General features: G+C 64.9%; 18 protein-coding genes. 12 read left to right on the top strand and 6 right to left on the bottom strand.

Annotated features, from left to right (window positions below; translation table 11 throughout):
- Positions 1 to 319 precede the first annotated feature (319 nt).
- The gene (locus tag VB777_RS15655) at positions 320 to 1,027 is read left to right on the top strand and encodes a response regulator transcription factor (RefSeq protein WP_323250074.1); all 708 of its coding nucleotides are present in this window, start codon (positions 320 to 322) and stop codon (positions 1,025 to 1,027) included.
- 37 nt (positions 1,028 to 1,064) lie between these two features.
- On the opposite strand, the gene VB777_RS15650 is transcribed toward VB777_RS15655, so the two are convergent.
- Positions 1,065 to 5,072: a magnesium chelatase subunit H gene (locus VB777_RS15650; protein ID WP_323250072.1), complete on the bottom strand. Its 4,008-nt coding sequence runs from the start codon at positions 5,070 to 5,072 to the stop codon at positions 1,065 to 1,067.
- A 181-nt stretch (positions 5,073 to 5,253) separates the two neighbouring features.
- On the opposite strand from VB777_RS15650, the gene dapB reads away from it, so the two are divergent.
- From dapB to VB777_RS15625, 5 genes are all read left to right on the top strand, one after another.
- Complete coding sequence (gene dapB / locus VB777_RS15645) at positions 5,254 to 6,111, top strand: 4-hydroxy-tetrahydrodipicolinate reductase (RefSeq protein ID WP_323250070.1); 858 nt, start codon at positions 5,254 to 5,256, stop codon at positions 6,109 to 6,111.
- Positions 6,111 to 6,755 carry a hypothetical protein gene (locus tag VB777_RS15640; protein WP_197154962.1) on the top strand — a complete coding sequence of 215 codons (645 nt, stop codon included), beginning with the start codon at positions 6,111 to 6,113 and terminating at the stop codon, positions 6,753 to 6,755. The genes dapB and VB777_RS15640 overlap by 1 nt, the downstream gene beginning before the upstream one ends.
- 99 nt (positions 6,756 to 6,854) lie before the next feature.
- On the top strand, positions 6,855 to 7,121 hold the full coding sequence (locus VB777_RS15635) for a high light inducible protein (RefSeq protein ID WP_197154963.1): 267 nt from the start codon (positions 6,855 to 6,857) through the stop codon (positions 7,119 to 7,121).
- Between the two features lie 73 nt (positions 7,122 to 7,194).
- Entirely contained in the window at positions 7,195 to 8,376 is a 1,182-nt protein-coding gene (locus VB777_RS15630) for an FAD-dependent monooxygenase (protein ID WP_323250067.1), read from the top strand.
- Positions 8,377 to 8,388: 12 nt separating this feature from the next.
- A complete protein-coding gene (locus tag VB777_RS15625; protein WP_197154965.1) occupies positions 8,389 to 8,601 on the top strand; it encodes a DUF2949 domain-containing protein in 213 nt (70 codons plus the stop codon).
- Positions 8,602 to 8,607: 6 nt separating this feature from the next.
- On the opposite strand, the gene VB777_RS15620 is transcribed toward VB777_RS15625, so the two are convergent.
- Positions 8,608 to 9,147: an adenine phosphoribosyltransferase gene (locus VB777_RS15620; RefSeq protein WP_322757112.1), complete on the bottom strand. Its 540-nt coding sequence runs from the start codon at positions 9,145 to 9,147 to the stop codon at positions 8,608 to 8,610.
- Between the two features lie 96 nt (positions 9,148 to 9,243).
- Between VB777_RS15620 and VB777_RS15615 the strand changes: the two genes are divergently transcribed.
- The 5 genes from VB777_RS15615 (at position 9,244) to ppk2 (ending at position 12,358) form a co-directional block, all read left to right on the top strand.
- Positions 9,244 to 9,804, top strand: coding sequence for a DUF3038 domain-containing protein (locus VB777_RS15615; protein ID WP_416238376.1), 561 nt, complete (start codon positions 9,244 to 9,246; stop codon positions 9,802 to 9,804).
- Between the two features lie 108 nt (positions 9,805 to 9,912).
- A complete protein-coding gene (locus VB777_RS15610; RefSeq protein WP_323250064.1) occupies positions 9,913 to 10,539 on the top strand; it encodes a DUF4335 domain-containing protein in 627 nt (208 codons plus the stop codon).
- 45 nt (positions 10,540 to 10,584) lie between these two features.
- Positions 10,585 to 10,830 carry a hypothetical protein gene (locus VB777_RS15605; RefSeq protein ID WP_197154977.1) on the top strand — a complete coding sequence of 82 codons (246 nt, stop codon included), beginning with the start codon at positions 10,585 to 10,587 and terminating at the stop codon, positions 10,828 to 10,830.
- Entirely contained in the window at positions 10,827 to 11,195 is a 369-nt protein-coding gene (locus tag VB777_RS15600; protein ID WP_231597850.1) for a hypothetical protein, read from the top strand. The genes VB777_RS15605 and VB777_RS15600 overlap by 4 nt, the downstream gene beginning before the upstream one ends.
- A gap of 350 nt (positions 11,196 to 11,545) precedes the next feature.
- Positions 11,546 to 12,358, top strand: a complete 813-nt coding sequence (gene ppk2 / locus VB777_RS15595; RefSeq protein ID WP_322758834.1) for a polyphosphate kinase 2 — start codon at positions 11,546 to 11,548, stop codon at positions 12,356 to 12,358.
- Positions 12,359 to 12,522: 164 nt separating this feature from the next.
- On the opposite strand, the gene VB777_RS15590 is transcribed toward ppk2, so the two are convergent.
- From VB777_RS15590 to VB777_RS15580, 3 genes are all read right to left on the bottom strand, one after another.
- On the bottom strand, positions 12,523 to 13,059 hold the full coding sequence (locus VB777_RS15590) for a thermonuclease family protein (protein ID WP_231597851.1): 537 nt from the start codon (positions 13,057 to 13,059) through the stop codon (positions 12,523 to 12,525).
- A gap of 183 nt (positions 13,060 to 13,242) precedes the next feature.
- Positions 13,243 to 13,656 (bottom strand): cupin domain-containing protein, encoded by a 414-nt coding sequence (locus VB777_RS15585; RefSeq protein ID WP_197154980.1) that lies wholly within the window; start codon positions 13,654 to 13,656, stop codon positions 13,243 to 13,245.
- Between the two features lie 164 nt (positions 13,657 to 13,820).
- Positions 13,821 to 14,033, bottom strand: a complete 213-nt coding sequence (locus VB777_RS15580) for an acetyltransferase (protein ID WP_197154981.1) — start codon at positions 14,031 to 14,033, stop codon at positions 13,821 to 13,823.
- A gap of 191 nt (positions 14,034 to 14,224) precedes the next feature.
- Here VB777_RS15580 and VB777_RS15575 point away from each other — a divergent pair, with 191 nt between their 5' ends.
- The gene (locus tag VB777_RS15575) at positions 14,225 to 15,454 is read left to right on the top strand and encodes an NAD(P)/FAD-dependent oxidoreductase (RefSeq protein ID WP_197154983.1); all 1,230 of its coding nucleotides are present in this window, start codon (positions 14,225 to 14,227) and stop codon (positions 15,452 to 15,454) included.
- 235 nt (positions 15,455 to 15,689) lie between these two features.
- Here VB777_RS15575 and VB777_RS15570 read toward each other — a convergent pair whose 3' ends face one another.
- Positions 15,690 to 16,625, bottom strand: a complete 936-nt coding sequence (locus VB777_RS15570) for a CHAD domain-containing protein (RefSeq protein ID WP_323250056.1) — start codon at positions 16,623 to 16,625, stop codon at positions 15,690 to 15,692.
- Between the last annotated feature and the right edge of the window lie 6 nt (positions 16,626 to 16,631).

The raw sequence follows: 16,631 nt of genomic DNA, 5'->3' as shown, positions 1-16,631 counted from the left end.
TCCAACGATCAACTAACGCCCTGACTATTGCCTAAGCAGTATCCAATACGAAGCAATTTGCCGACAATATTGTATTGCTTGAGCACTTACGATCTGCTGCGACGATGCCGAAAGGCATTTTTTATGGTGATCAGAGGCTGGCAAATCTTGTAAATTTCGAAGTGTCCTTGATTCTCTACCTGTTCCTTAGCTGATTCGTCAGCTAGGCCGTTCATGCCGCCTCCTCTCCGGGGGCGGCATTTTCATGTGCAGACTGAATGTCCATTGGGAGGTATCGTACTTTGAGAGTGGCTGAACCGAAGCCGTCCGATCGATCGCCTTGTCCATTCTTCCTTCGGTGGTTCCCGATCGACCTCTTCTTGTGTTAAAGGCGTGTGGTCTCGAAGCTCAACGTCTGGCGAAAACCTGTGATGCGGTTGGTTATCGCATCATTGTTTGTGACTCTAGTGAAGATGTGTTGATTCGGATGCAGGAGCAGAGCCCGATGGCGGCTCTGATTGATGCCGCTCTTCACCTGTCCGATGCTTCTGAGCTGTGCTCCAGGCTTCGTGATAGCGGATCAGTGACTCCACTGCTGGTGCTATGCGACTCCAGTGACTTCTCTGATCGTGTGGCTCTCCTCGATTCTGGTGCTGATGATGTGATCAGCCGTCCCTATGCCATTGAGGAGTTGCTGGCTCGCTTGCGGGTGTGGCAGCGACGCTCCGGCATGGGTCACGTGTATGCTGCTGGTGATCTGCTAGGCCACAAGGATCTCACCTTGAATACCGAAACCCGTGAGGTGCAGCGTGCCGGGTCGGCAATCAGATTATCGGTGAAGGAATACGACCTGTTGCTCTTTCTCTTGCGTCACGCCGGCCAGGTGCAGGAGCGGCAACGCATCCTTGAGGCGGTGTGGGGGGAGAACTTCTTTGGTGATGCCAATATCCTGGAAGTGTATATCCGCTATTTGCGTAAAAAAATTGAGCGGCCCGATCTGGAGCCGCTCATTCAGACCATCCGTGGTGTTGGTTATCTGCTCAATTAGGTCTTCAGCCTGAGTTTGCGGTTTGGCTTCTGAAGGTTCAGCCCTGGGGCGTAACGCCTTCAATCCGATCTTCGATCTCCTGGTAGATCTCCTGCAGCTGGGCGATGTTCTCATCGCTGGTTTCCCAGTAGCCACGGCCATTCACCTCCAGCAGGGTGCCCACGATGCGGCGGAAGCTGTGGGGGTTGAGTTCCATCAGCCGCTTGCGCATCTCGGGATCATTGATGAAGGTGTCGTTGGCTTCCTCATAGACGAAATTATCCACCGAGCCGCTGGTGGCACTCCAGCCGAGCGTGAAGTTGAGCCGTTTGGCGACCTCACGCACCCCTTCGTAGCCCGAATTGAGCATGCCTTCATACCATTTGGGATTGAGCAGCTTGGTGCGGGAATCGAGGCGGATGGTTTCACTCAGGGAGCGCACCTGGGCGTTGGCGGTGGTGGTATCGGCGATGTAGCTGGCCGGGGCCTTGCCGTCGTCGCGCAGGCCCTGGATCAGCTTGGTGGGATCGGAATCGAAGTAGTGGCTCACATCGGTGAGCGAGATTTCGGCGGAATCGAGGTTCTGGAAGGTCACATCAGCGGTTTTCATGGCTGATTCGAACACCTCTCGCTTCTGGTTCATCTCGCCGGGGTTGTCGGCGTTGAAGGCGAAGGTCTTGCGGCTCAGATACATCTCCTGCAGCTCCCCTTCCTCCTCCCAGGTGCTGTTCTCTACCGCCAGGTTCACATTCGACGAGTAGCTGCCGCTGGCATTGGAGAACACACGGGTGGCGGCATCGCGCAGGCTGATGCCATTGGCGGCCGCCTGCTCCTGGGCGTGCTTGCGCACGAAGTTGTTCTCCAGCGGTTCGTCCGCTTCGGCGGCCATCTTGACGCCCTGATCGATCAGGCCCATCTGGTTGATGAACAGATCGCGGAACACACCGCTGCAGTTCACCACCACATCGATCCGCGGCCGGCCCAGTTCCTCCAGGGGAATCAGCTCCAGCTTGTTGACGCGGCCCAGGGAATCGGGCACGGGGCGCACGCCGATGAACCAGAGGATCTGGGCCAGGGATTCGCCGTAGGTCTTGATGTTGTCCGTGCCCCAGAGCACGCAGGCGATGGTTTCGGGCCAGGCGCCCTGCTCGGCCTTCTGGCGCTCGATCAGCCGATCCACCACCACCTTGGCGGCGGCGATGGCGGCGCGGGTGGGGATCGCCTGGGGATCGAGGGCGTGGATGTTCTTGCCGCTGGGCAGCACCCCCGGGTTGCGGATCGGATCGCCGCCCGGCCCTGGAATCACGTATTCGCCATCGAGGGCCTTGAGCAGGCTCTCCATTTCCATGTCGGCGCAGATCTGCTCGAGGCAGAAGCGCAGGTAGGCGAACAGCTTGTCGAGTTCGCCCGCATCCACGCTTACGAAGCCTGCGCCGCAGCAGGCGCGCAGCCAGGGGCTGGGCAGTTTGAAGCCGATCCGCTCCAGCAGGCTCACCAGCCAGCCGAAGTTGCGCCGCAGGGTGACCCGGCCATCACGGCCCGTCACCTCCCGCACCATCGCCCCCACCGCCAGGCGGCTGGTTTCGGTGATGCGCCGGTTCAGCTCCACATCGGCCAGTACCCCCTCATCGTTGCCGCGATACACCGCTTCGATCGTGCGCCCCAGGCTCTGGGCCAGCAGGGCCGGCAGGGAGCGGATGCCCTCCTCTTCCCGCTCCAGGGCGGCGATGTTCACCAGGGTGGCGATCGCTTCTTCGGCGGTGGGTGGCTTGCCGATCGTGTGCAGGCCGCAGGGCAGCAGCCGGCTCTCGATCTCCATCAGCTGGCGGTACACCGCCCCCACCACGGCATCGCGGCCATCCAGATTCAGCTCGGCGGCTTCCCCCTCCGGCAGGGTCACATCCTTGTCGAGGTTGCACTGGCGCGCCGTTTCCACGATCGCGTTGACGATCTGCACACCTCTGGAGCTTTCGCGCAACTGCTGGTAGGAGCCCACCAGCTCGCCCAGCTCCTTCAGCCCCTTGTAGAGACCGGCATTTTCGGCCGGTGGGGTGAGGTAGCTGATCGTGGCGGCATAGCCACGTCGCTTGGCGATCGTGGCTTCGGACGGGTTATTGGCGGCGTAGTAATAGAGGTTCGGCAGGGCGCCGATCAGTGAATCCGGGTAGCACATCTCGCTCATGCCCATCTGCTTGCCGGGCATGAACTCCAGCGAGCCGTGGGTGCCGAAGTGCAGCACCGCATCGGCGCCCCACACCTTCTCCAGATAGGTGTAATAGGCCGCGAAGCCGTGATGGGGACTGGCGCTGCGGGAATAGAGCAGCCGCATCGGGTCGCCCTCGTAGCCGAAGGTGGGCTGCACCCCCACGAACACATTGCCGAAGTGGCGGCCGTAGATCAGCAGGTTGGTGCCGTCGGAATTGAGATTGCCGGGCGGCTTGCCCCAGTTCTCCTCCAGCCGCTGCGAATAGGGGGTGAGCCGCTCGTATTCCTCGACGCTCATGCGGTGGGCGATCGCCAGCTCCGGTGCCCCCTGCAGGGCCTCGGGATCGTTGATCACCGCCTCCATCAGCGCTTTGGGGGTGTGGGGCACGCCCTGCACGTCGTAGCCCTTGCGCTTCATCTCCTCCAGCACCCGGTGGATCGAGCCGAACACATCCAGGTAGGCGGCGGTGCCCACATTGCCCTTATCGGGCGGGAAGCTGAACACGGTGATCGCCAGCTTCTTGTCGCTGCGGGGTTTGATCCGCAGCGACGCCCAGCGGATCGCCCGCTCGGCGATCGCCTCCACCCGGTCCTGCAGGGTGTGGGCCTTGCCGGTGGCATCGTCGCGGCCGCTCAGCACGATCGGCTCGATCGCCCCATCCAGCTCGGGGATGGCGATCTGCAGGGCCACCTGCACCGGGTGCAGCCCCAGGTCGCTCTCCTCCCATTCCTGGGTGGTCTGGAACACCAGCGGTAGCGCCACCATGTAGGGGCGGTTGAGGCTCTTGAGCACCTCGATCGCCTTCGGATGGTCCTGCCGGGCCGGGCCGCCCACCAGGGCGAAGCCGGTGAGGCTCACCACCCCATCCACCAGCGGTTGATCCGGGTTGAGCGGGTCGTAGAAGAAGGCATTCACCGGCTTGGTGAAATCGAGCCCGCCGCAGAACACCGGGATCACGGTGGCGCCGCGGTATTCCAGTTCCTGGATCACGGCCACGTAGTGGGCCTCATCGCCGGTCACGATGTGGCTGCGCTGCAGCACCAGGCCGATCACCGGACCCTGGCGGGCCTGCTCGGAGAGATCGGATCGGCTGGTGTTCCAGTTGAGGTATTCCTTCAGGTCTTCGAACATCCCCGGTGCCAGGGGATGCCAGATGCCCAGGTCGGGGAACACCACGGGCTCGGCCACCTGCAGCTCCGGCCGGTCGTTGCCGCTGCGGGGGAACACATATTTGTCGGCCAGCATCAACAGGAAGTTGCGCAGGTTGTCTGGCGTGCCGCCCAGCCAGTACTGGAAGCTGAGCATGAAGGAGCGGGCATCCTGCGCCTTCTCCACCGGCAGGTACTTGAGAACCGTGGGCAGGGTGTTGAGCAGCTTCAACATCGCGTCCTGGAAGCCGGCGCTGTTGGCCTCCTTGCGCTTCTTCATGAAGCTGGCGATGGCGCTCTTGCTCTGGCCCAGCTGGGCCATCGAGAAGGTGCCCAGCTTGTTGAGACGCATCACCTCCGGCATGGAGGGGAACACCACGGCGGCCTTGAGCCGGTCGCGGTGGGGCGCCACCGCCTCCACCACCTTCTGGGCCAGGTCTTCGATGAAGATCAGCGAGGCGATGAACACATCCGCATCGGCCACATCGGCGCAGAAATCGGCGTAGTTCTGCGGATCGCGCAGTTCTTCGATCAGGTAGCCGCTCAGTTCGATCGCCAGGGGACCGTTCTGGTCGTTGAGGCTGTTGGCGGCGGTGGTGAGGGCGTTCTGGTACTGGGGCTCCAGCACCACGTACACCGCCTTCATCACGGCGCGGCCCTCACGGCTGGCAGGGCTGACCCGGCGGTTGGCGGAGCGGACCTGCGTGAACATGCGGGCGGATTGAGCAATGTGAAGGAGCCTACGAAGGGCCGTGCACTCTCGCGAGCCCTTCTTTCAAGGCGTTACAGGGCTTGCGGATCGGCCCTTGCCGGCGTAATGGCCGGTTCGGAAGCCCGCATAGGCTCGCCTGGTTCCGCCGATCGCCATGACGAGCGTTCCCGTTTCCCCAGCCATGCCCGCCTCCACCTCCGCCGCTGCGCCGATCCCGGTGGTGGTGGCCGGTGCCCTGGGCCGCATGGGCGCCGAGGTGGTGCGGGCCGTGCTGGCGGCACCGGACTGCGCCCTGGTCGGCGCGATCGACACCACCCCCGGCAAGGAGGGCGCCGATCTGGGGCTCGAGCTGGGGCTGGAGGAGCTGGAGCTGGCGATCACCGCCGATCTCGAGGGCACCCTCTGCCAGGTGAGCCAGAGCGTGCGCAACGCCGGCCCCGGCGCTGGTGCCGTGCTGGTGGATTTCACCCATCCGTCGGTGGTGTACGAGCACACCCGCGCCGCGATCGCCTACGGGGTCCATCCGGTGATCGGCACCACGGGGCTGAGCCCGCAGCAGCTGGCGGATCTGGCCAGCTTCAGTGAGAAGGCGTCGGTGGGGGGAGCGGTGATCCCCAACTTCTCGGTGGGCATGGTGCTGCTGCAGCAGGCCGCCGCCGCCGCCGCCCGCTTCTACGACTTCGCCGAGCTCACCGAGCTGCACCACAACCGCAAGGCCGATGCTCCCAGCGGCACCTGCATCAAGACCGCCGAACTGATGGAGGATCTGGGCAAGGCCTTCAATCCGGCCCAGGTGGAGGAGCACGAAAGCCTGGCGGGCTGCCGCGGTGGTCTGCGGGAGAGCGGGCTGCGGCTGCATTCGATCCGCCTGCCGGGCCTGGTGGCCCATCAGGAGGTGATGTTCGGCGCCCCCGGCGAGATCTACACCCTGCGCCACGACACGATCGACCGCTCGGCCTACATGCCCGGGGTGCTGCTCACCGTGCGGCAGGTGCGCAAGCTGGGGGGCCTGGTCTACGGCCTGGAGCGGCTGCTCTGATGCTGCTGCCCCTGAAACCGGGTGAACTGTCGCGGCTGATTCCGGCGGTGGCCACCGGTCCCCAGTTCGCGGCCTCCAGCGGCAATCCGCGCAAAGTGCTGCAGCGGCTGCTGATCTCGCTGATCGGCGGGGTGATCTCCCTGCTGGTGGCCCAGAGCCTGTTCTCCAGCCGTTTCGGGCCGGTGTGGCTGGTGGTGGGCTTTGTGTTCCTGCTTTACATGCTTTGGGGCCCGATCCTGGAGGCGGGGCGCCGCAACGCCACCCTGCGCCGTTATCCGGTGGCGGCCCTGTTCGAGGGTGAGGTGGGCGATCTCTACACCCGTGAGGTGGTGGAGGAGCGGCGCGAGCAGGCGGGCAAGCAGGGGCGGCTGGAACTGGTGGAGAACAAGCGCACCTGGCTCTGCCTCGAGCTCGAAGATGAGGAGGGCTACCTGGGCCAGGTGCGCTTTCCGATGGAGAAGAAGCACCAGGCGATCCGGCGGGGCATGGTGGTGCGCGCCCTGGTGCTGAGTGAACGCAAGGATTTCGCCCGCATCGGCGCGATCAGCGATGCCTGGCTGCCGCAGCCGAAGCTGTGGGTGGGCGAGTACCCCTACCTGCTGCGGCCGGCGTTTGAGGAGCTCTGCCTGCGGCGGCTGCGCTGAGGCGGGCCTGGCCTGAGCCAGCTGCCCATCAAGGCGGGTTTGCTGACAGAAACGAAACATTGCGTTACAGTCTTCGTAACACCCCGTAACGAGGTCTCCATGGCTCAAGCCACCGCTACCACCCCCGCCGCTGCCGCTGCCGTCATCCGCGGCGCCACCGTGACCACCGAAGACGGTGGCCGCCTCAATGCCTTCGCCAGCGAGCCCCGCATGGAAGTGGTGAGCGCCGAGAGCGGCTGGGGTTTCCATGAGCGCGCCGAGAAGCTGAACGGCCGCATGGCCATGCTCGGCTTCATCGCCCTGATCGCCACCGAAATCGCCCTCGGCGGCGAAGCCTTCACCCGCGGCCTGCTCGGCATCGGCTGAGCCAGCCGCTCGCTTTAATCTCCCCACCGCAGCGGCTTTCCGCTGCGGTTCTTTTTTGTTGCCACCCAATCGGATGACCCTGCCGCTGCAGGCGCGGGTTCACGGAGCCGGTCCCACCGGTGCCCTGGCGGCCCTCGCCCTAGCGGATGCCGGCTGGGCTGTGCGCCTCGTGGATCCCCTGGATGCCGAGCGGCTGCAGCAACGCAGCCGCGCCTATGCCTTCACCCACTCCAGCCGGCGCCTGCTGCAGCAGCTGGGGCTGTGGCAGGCGCTCGAGCCGCTGCTGACTCCCTTCCGGGATCTGCAGCTGCGTGATCTTGCGCTCGATCCCGGCGGTGAGTTTGGTGTGGGGTTCGTGGCTGCGGATCTCGCTCAGGTGGATTCAGTGGCGGAAACAGGAGCGGCTGCAGTGGGCTGGATCGCGCAGCACGGCCCCCTCCTGGCGGTGCTACTGGAGCGATTGCAGGCCCATCCCGCTGTGACCCTGCAGCTCGGGCAGGCCAGCCTCCCGGACGATGCCGCTGTTGGCGCCTGCGATCTGCTGGTGGCCGCCGATGGGCCGGCCTCGCCCCTGCGCACCGCCCGAGGCATCGGTGTCTGGCGGCGTGCCTATCGCCAGGCCTGTCTCACCGCCCAGGTGCAGTTGCGTGGCAGCGCCCCCGATCAGGCCTGGGAGTTGTTCCGCCCGGAAGGGCCCTTCGCCCTGCTGCCCCTCGGCGGCCAGCAGGTGCAGGTGGTCTGGAGTGCCCCCGTGGCCCGCTGCCGCCAGCTGGAGCAGCTCAGTGGCCCAGCTTTCCTCGACGCCCTGGCCGGCACGCTGCCGGATCGCTTCCAGCCCGACGCCCTGCTCGACACCCCACGGGCCTTCCCGGTGGAGCGGCTGCTGGCCCGTCGCCTGCACAGCGGTTCGCTGGTGCTGGTGGGCGAGAGCGCCCACCGCTGCCATCCGGTGGGCGGCCAGGGCCTCAACCTCTGCTGGCGCGACGTGGCGGTGCTGCACCGACTGGCCCGTCGCGTTGCCTCAGGCCGGCTGCGGCCCCGCCGCCTGCCCGCCGCCTACGCCCGCCGCCGCTGGCCCGATCTGCTTGCCACCCTGCTCGTGACCGATCTGCTGGTGCGGCTCTATTCCACCCGCCTGCCCCTGCTGCTGCCGCCCCGCCGCCTGGCCGTGCTGCTGCTGCAGAGGTTCGCGCCGCTGCGGCGGCTGCTGTTGTCGCAGATGACCAACGGGACTTGCCTTCCCAGCCGCACCTGACACCATGACGCCATGGTGATCAGCACCACGCCCCAACCCACCCCGCCCTCGGCCCTGGTGCAGTATCTGCGGCTGCAGCTGGGCCTGAGCGAGAGCGCCCTGGCGCTGGGATTGCGCCAGGCCCGGCTGGAGCAGGCGCCCTTACCGGTGGTGCTGTGGCGCTTCGGGCTGATCAGCCTCGATCAGTTCGATCAGGTGCTGCGCTGGCAGAACAGCCACACCTGAGCGGGTTCAGGCGTAGATGATCAGCGATTCAACCGGGTGCTGCTCCGGCAGGCGGCGACGGCCTTCGAGGGCGGCCAGTTCGGCCACGAAGCCGAAGCCGCACAGCTCACCGCCGGCCGCCTGCACCAGCTCGGCACAGGCTGAGGCCGTGCCGCCGGTGGCCAGCAGATCGTCGACGATCAGCACCCGTTCGCCGGCGGCCAGGGCATCGCTGTGGATCTCGAGCCGGTCGCTGCCGTACTCGAGCTCATAATCCACACCGGTCACGGCGCCAGGCAGTTTGCCGGGTTTGCGCACCGGCACGAAGCCCAGCCGGGTGGCCGTGGCCAGGGCCGTGCCCACGATGAAGCCCCGTGATTCGATGCCCACGATCAGATCCGGCTGGAGGCGCTCACACAGCACCGCCAGCTGGCGGATCACCTCCTGCCAGCCATCCGGATCCCGCATCAGGGGCGTGAGATCGCGAAACAGAATGCCCGGCTTGGGAAAGTCAGGGATGTCGCGCACCAGTTGCCGCAGATCGAGCGGGGATGGGCTGGCGACCATGGCGGGGCAGACGGAGGAGTGAATCGGACGGAAGCGGCGCGGCGGAAACCCCAGCGGGCGTGACGGAAGGGCTCTGCCGCTGGCATCATCGCAGCCATGGTCCAGACCCTCCCCATGCAGCACCCCGAGACTCAGCCTGTGGGGGGCGAGCCGCTGCCCAGGCGCGGCGTCGAGCGGCTCGACCTGATGCTGCTCGCCGTTGAGGCCCTTGATCTCAACGGCGGCGAAGCCATGGTGTGGATGAGCGAGCAGCTGGGCTTCTCCGGCCTCTTCCCCAACCGGGTGGAGCTGTGGAAGCGCCGCTGCCACAACCCCCTGCGCCGCACCACCCGCCGCGGCTCGCTCGACGAGGCTGAGACCGATGCCCTGATCCGCATCCTCTGCGCCCTGGCGGATCGGCTCTACCCGATGCTGCGTGCCCTGCTCTCCCAGGCGGAACCGGAGGCGCTGACCCGCCAGCGCTGGGCCCTGTTCGAAGCCCGGCTGGCCGAGCTGCTGAATGAGCGCATGAACCCTCGCCGTGGTGGCGTGCAGCAACTGCTCGATCCGCAGGGCGGCGCCGACCAGCGCCGTCGCCACATTCAGGCCCTGGCTTTGGGGGCCGGTCCCGGCGGCTTCGAGCGGATGCGGGCCAGCCTGCGGGATGCGGCACCCTGATCGGTGGCTTCCAGATCAGGAGCCCCCTGATCAGCGGCCTGCTTTGACCCTCACGTTGCTTCGCCGGCCGCCTTCCCTTCCTCCGCCCCCTGCCCGTTCCCCGTTCCCTTGAAGCAGACCTTTCGCTACGACCAGACCAGCTGCCGCTTGCAACTGGAGGGCCTGCCCGATGTGTCGGTGGGGCACAGCGGTGCGGTGATCGGCATCCTCACCGGCTGGTCGCTGCAGTGGACCGGCCGGCCCGAACTGGAGGGACGCAAGGAGCACCTGATGGCGCTCATGCAGGTGGTGCTTCCCTACGCGCGGCAACTGATCAGCGGCGTGGACCGGCCCGTGGGTGGCGCCGACCTGCCGGTGGAGATCCGGGGCAAGTCCGGTGGTGGACACCGGCTGCAGCTGCGCAGCAGTCAGCCCGATACGCCCCCCCTGGAGGTGGTGCTCGACGACGCCGAGCTTGCGGATCTGGTGCGGGTGCTGGATCAGGTGCGCCTCGATGGGCGCGTCACCCTGCGCTGGGAGGTGCCGGAGCCCCAGCCGTTGCGCACCCGCGAGCTCCTGGAGCGGGTCCCTTTGCGTCGACGTCTGGCGGCGCCGTTGGGAGGGGTCGTGGTGCTGGCGGTCAGCGCCGGCCTCGGCTGGCTGGTGCCGCCACCGGCTCCCTTGAAGCCTGTCGCCCCCGATGAGCGGGCCGCGCCGGCCGCCGCCAACGAGGCCACGGTTGCGTCTCCCCCCTGAACGGTGGCTGGTCACACTGGAGTGGTTGTAGGCGGCAGCCATCCCATGTCTCTCACCTGGTCGGAACTGCGGCGCCGCGTCACCCGCCTCGGCGCCAGCCTCGATGTGGTGGTGCGCAGCGACCCTGAGGTCTGCGGGCTGAGCGGCAGGACCTTCCATCTCTCCCTGCACCACGGCGGCCAGGGCGACTGCACGGTGGGAGATCTGTCCCTGGTGGATTGCCCCAACGAGCTGGTGCTGATGGAATTCGAGCGCTGGATGCGAGGGGCCGGTCATCGGCTTGAAGGATGAGCCGCGATCAACCCGCCATCCATCTGCCCCGCACCAGTGGGCCCAAGCAGCGGAATGTGTTCAGGGGAAGGCGTCGTCGCCCGCCCCGCTGGCGCCAGGTGTTCGCCGCTCTGGCCCTGGGCGCGCTCGGTGCCGGTCTGCTGGTGGGCCTGCTGCAGCTGCCCAGTCGCTTTGACACGATCCTTCTGGTCAGCACGGCGATCGCCAACCTGATCGACGGCCTCGGGAGTTTCCTGCTGGGAATGCTTCAGCTTGCCGCCCTCGCGCTGGTGCTTGCGGTGGCGGTGGCGGGCCTGCTGCTGCTTGTGGCGGCGGTTCTTCGCTTCGTGCGGGCCTTCCTGCCTCAGCCTCGCCGGCCGAGTTGATCAGCGCTATCCATCAGGAGTGTCCTCCCGGTGATGAAGCGATGGTCAAACGCGGCAAATCCAGTCCGGCCAGGTCTGACGTGGAGGGCAAAGCCAGGAGCAGTGGTGGCAAAGGCAAGGGGAGTGGCAAGGGCAAGGAGAGTGCCAGAGCCCTGGAGAACGGTGCCAGACAAGTGGCGGCCACAGATCAGAAGCCGCGCCTATCGAGACCAACCTCCAAGACCACCCGCGGTCGCAGGACCGACGACGCGATTCCGGCCGTGCGTCTTCACTTCGGAGCATTGAGCGATCGGTATTACCCCTCCGCCCAGCTTGATGACCTCACCGACGTGGCGGTGGATTCGCTGCCCATGGCTGAGGTCAGGGGCGTTGGCGAGTCCACGGCGAAGTTCGATCGTAAAGCCTATGAGCGGGAGCTCACCCGCCTGCAGCAGGAGCTGGTGAAGATGCAGTACTGGATCAAGAGCAGCGGTTTTCGCCTGATCGTGTTGTTCGAAGGCCGGGATGCGGCAGGTAAAGGTGGCACGATCAAGCGCATCACCGAACCGCTCAATCCACGCGGCTGCCGTGTGGTTGCACTGGGAACCCCCTCGGATCAGCAGAAGAGCCAGTGGTATTTCCAGCGCTATGTGGAGCATTTCCCCTCCGCCGGTGAGATCGTGATCTTCGATCGCAGCTGGTACAACCGCGCCGGAGTGGAGCGGGTGATGGGGTTCTGCAGTGAGGCTGAAGTGGAGGAGTTCGCTCAGTCGTGTCCGGAGTTCGAACGGATGCTCGTACGTTCCGGCATCGTGTTGCTCAAGTACTGGTTTTCCGTGAGCGACGAGGAACAGGAGGCCCGGTTTCAGGCGCGCATCGATGACCCCACCCGGCGCTGGAAACTCTCACCGATGGATCTGGAGGCTCGCGATCGATGGATCGAGTTTTCGCAGGCCAAGGATGACATGTTCGCCCACACCAACATCCCGGAGGCACCCTGGTTCACGGTGGAGGCGGATGACAAACGCCGGGCTCGCCTCAATACAATTCACCACCTGCTGAGCAAAGTGCCGTATACCGACATGACCCCACCCAAGATTGCTTTGCCACCCCGCCGGTCGGCCCCATGGATTGACCGGCCGCCGATCAATGAGCGATTCTTCGTGCCCAATTGTTATCCCTGAATCGGGATGTGAACCTAGCCATGCAGCCGCTCGATCCAGTAGCCGGCCAGTTGCCAGGACGACCAGAGGAAAATGACGAGAAACATCCAGTTCATCCAGGCGGGACGTTCGCGAGGTTCAGGAGTCATGCGGGTGCAGCAGCAATGGGGCGTGTTCGCGCTGGATCAAGGTTCAGCGGTGGTGTCGCCCAACCGTTGGATCAGGTCCCAGGGGCGTTCAATCCCTCCGGGCGTCGACCAGACGCCAAGCTTGCGGCGGCGTGCCTCGGCCTCCAGGGAGGCATAGGGGAGATCGTCACAGAGGCCGAGATAACCGTCGAAGACGAAGACAGCGCCACGCTGCAGCTGGCGGGCTGCCACGTCCTGGCCCTGGTGTCGCACCACCGCCACCTCCCGGGCAAACACATCTCGGGCGCGCAGTTCCAGGGTCACGGCAGTCCCGGCAGGCAGGCTGTCGAGCAGCAGCTGGCGTGCCTGACGTGCAAAGGGTTGCTGCTGGGGGCGTGGGGCCTGAATGCAGGCCAGCCGCACCCGTCGCTCCTGTCCCTTCACGTTGACCAGCAGATCCTGACCTGTGGACACATGAATCACCGTGGCGCTGGAGAGCTGAGCGCTACCGGGTGGCGCGCTCACTGCCGGTTGCGTCGGGATGACGGCTTCTGCCAGGGCCCCACCACTGACGAGGCTCAGGGGGAGCAGCACTGCCAGGGAGCCACGTACCACCCTCGAGGCCGTCCTGATGGCAGCGGCTCCACGGGCAGACGGAAGTGATGGCAGTGGTGCTGCTGATCGAGAGCAGGGGGCAGGGGCGGAACCCAATCGGCAGAGGCGGCTGGGCGGGACTCTAGGCAGAGTCGCCCCGCTCGGCACTGCGGTGACGAGCATTCAGGCCGCCAGGGAGCGCCACTGATCGAGCAGGGCCTCCGGTACCCGCCGGGGGCGGTAGTCGCGGGGGTCGTTTGGCCCATGGCGCAGCACCGCGTTCACCACCAGGGCTGGAGTGCGGCCGCGGTTGATCGCGCCATGGGGCACCCCAGGGGGAATGCGTACCCATGCGGGCTCGTCCTCACGCAGGGTGATGTGGTGCAGACGCTTCTGTTGCAACACCACCAGATCAATCGAGCCGCGCAGCACCATCAGCTGATCCGTCTGGTTTCGGTGGCAGAAGAGTTCATCGATCCGATCGGTGCCCACCTCGGCGATCAGGGTTTCATCGCTGGCTTGTGGCTCGCAGAACAGGGTGTGACCGGAGAAGGATCGCTGAATCTGCAGGAGCTCAATGTGTCGGGCCAGGCCCATGGAGTTGTTGCAAGTGGATGAAGACTTGCAACAACTTCCTGGGATTCTGGTGTTACTTGCTACCCGATTGGGCCCCAGTCAGGGTTCCACGGCATGGCTATTGTCCGGCCTGCTCTGTTTTCCGGTCTGGTTGTCTGCTGTTGATGCAGCGTCGCTCCATGAACTCAGAGCTTCCGATAGTCGGGATCGACCCAGCAGCGCGGCAGGCCTTCCCCGGAGGGAAACTGCAGATCTGCCTTGCCGAAAGGCTCGGGTTCCTGCATCTCCTCTCCGGCGTGGAAGCGCCCCAGCACCCGCGCCGCGAAGGGATCGAACAGTTGCTTCAGGTCCAGCACTTCAACAAGGGCCTCGTCCTCCTGGCGCAATTTCAGAAACATGACGACCTCCAGCCCCACGGGGTCAGGGTTTTCTCAAGTCTGATCACAACCGCCGCGGTTCGGTATCGGTCGTCACGTTTGCTTGTCTTCTGTGGCCGGCCTCACCGGCTTTGCACCACTCCCGTGACGGTTTCCTGGACGAAGGCGCAGGATCCAGGTAGATCAAGGCCAGCTTCGTTGTCGGCCGGACCATGGCCCATCACCAGATCCTGATCCTTGGCGGCGGTACCGCCGGCCTCACCGCGGCCAGCCAGCTGCGGCGGGCCCGGCCGGAGCTGGAGGTCGCCATCCTCGAGCCGTCGCGGGATCACTACTACCAACCTGGCTGGACCCTGGTGGGCGGCGGTGTCTTCACCCTGGAGCAGACCCACCGGCTGGAAGTGGACCTGATCCCGGAGGGCGTGGTCTGGATTCATGATGCCGTCGCGAGCTTTGATCCTGATGCCAATGCGGTGCGCACCGCCGGAGGCGCCACGATCACCTACGACGTGCTGGTGGTCGCGACCGGCATCAAGCTCTGCTGGGAGCGGATCAAGGGCCTGAGCGAGGCGCTGGGCAGCGACGGTGTCACCAGCAACTATTCGCGGGAGCACGCTGCCTACACCTGGCAGACGATTCAGAACTTCAAGGGTGGAAATGCCGTGTTCACCTATCCGGAGACGCCGATCAAGTGCGCCGGTGCACCGCAGAAAATCATGTACATGGCCGACGACGTGTTCAAACGCTCGCCGGAGGTCGCTTCCCGTACCAAGGTGATCTATGCCACGGCAACTCCGGGAATCTTCGGCATCCCGATTTATGCTGAGCCCCTCAAGAAGGTGGTGGCACGCCGTGGCATCACCACCAACTTTCTGCACACCCTCAAGGAGGTGCGTGCCTCGAGCAAGGAGGCCGTGTTCCACGTGAAAGACGGGGACACCATCCGTGAAGAAGTGATCTCCTACGAGATGCTGCATGTCACCCCACCGATGGCAGCGCCCGATGTGGTGGCCGAGAGTCCCCTGGCCGTGGCTGGCCCGGGTGGTTGGGTCGAGGTGGATAAGTTCACGACCCAGCATGTTCGTTTCCCGAACGTCTTTTCCCTGGGGGATGTCTCGTCTCTACCGAACTCCAAGACGGCTGCGGCGGTGAGGGGCCAGGCGCCGGTGCTGGTGGCCAACCTGCTGGCCTTCCTCGATCAACGTCCCCTGGAGGCCCGTTACGACGGCTATGCCTGCTGTCCGCTGATCACTGGCTATGGCAAAACGATCATGGCTGAGTTTGATTATGATGGCAATCCCAAACCATCCTTCCCCTGCGATCCCACCCAGGAGCGATGGACCATGTGGATCGTCAAGACCAAGGTGCTCCCCTGGCTCTACTGGAACCGTATGTTGAAGGGCTATGGACATGAACGTCAGTTCATGCCGGGCGTCTCCTGAACTCCCCTAACCTGAACTCCCCTAGTGGTGCTGCTGGGTGTAACTGGCAGCCCGCTGGCGTTGCTCCAGGGCATAGAGAGGAATCTGCTGGCCGGGATGATCGGGATCCGATACGAAGCTGCACCAGTGACGGATTGTGCTCTGGTGAATCTGGCAGCTTTTGGGATGCTCTGCCTGTGAAGCCGGGTGGTCTGAGCCATGGCCCCGGGCGCGACGACGCTGGCCGGACCTTTTGTCAGGTTTCATCGGTCACTCCTGGGCATGAGCTGAGAAACAGGCCCTGAAATTCCCAGCGCCGTTCCCTCGCCTTGAGGCGACTGGCGAGCGATTGCCAGTCTTCCCAGCAGCGGTCCAGCTGATGCTGGATGGCTACCCCCAGCTCAGGCAGGTCAGCCACCCGTGGCCGCAGCTCCTGTTCGCCGATCACATCGGCCAGAACCTGAAGATCATGGAGCTCACCAAGGGACTCCTGTGCGAGCTTCAACTCCTGAATCCAATGGTGACCGCCGCTGGGCAGGAAAGGCTCAAGGTTTTCGAGCGCGTAGCGCGCCTCCTTGATCCGCTTTCGGAGTTCGTGTAACGACTTGTCGCGTGGATTGGCTTCCTGCCAACCCGCATGGAGAAACAACCCATGGCTGAGAGATCCTTGCCACTCGACCAGCCAATCGCCGATCGGCTGCTGCCCAAGAATGGTGAAATCCGGCTTTCTCAGCCATTTGCTCAGCCGTGCCAACATCTTCAGATAGTTGGCATCCTGCAGAGCTTTTCCCAATCCTTCAAAGGCCTGGCGGCGGTTGCGTGCGAGCCCTTTAAGCAGCCGCTTCAAGGCCTTCGCCTTGATCGTTGGATCGGAGTCCTCACCATCGGCAGAGATGGGCAGGGCGGGAAACAGATCGAGCTCCAGTCGCTGCCTGAGCACGTCCAGATCCCTGGTCAGTCCCGTCTGGCGTGTGACGCGGGCCAGGCGTTGCTCGCTTACGCCATCGGGAAGTTTCAAAGCAGCTCCGAATTGATTCAGTACCGTGCGTAAGCGACGCAGTGTCACCCGCAGCTGGTGCAGAGCTTCGGGGTCCTGATCCGCCAGAACTTCGGGATGCAGTCTGCCAATCCGCCGGGTCTGCTTCTGAATCAGATCGGCCACATAATCGCCACAACGGGGGGACGTGGCCATGGCTTT

The sequence above is a fragment of the Synechococcus sp. CCY9202 genome, assembly GCF_034931685.1.
GTDB lineage: Bacteria > Cyanobacteriota > Cyanobacteriia > PCC-6307 > Cyanobiaceae > CBW1002.
Note: the sequence above shows the minus strand (reverse complement) of the source record. Positions and strands in the feature narration are given on the sequence as shown.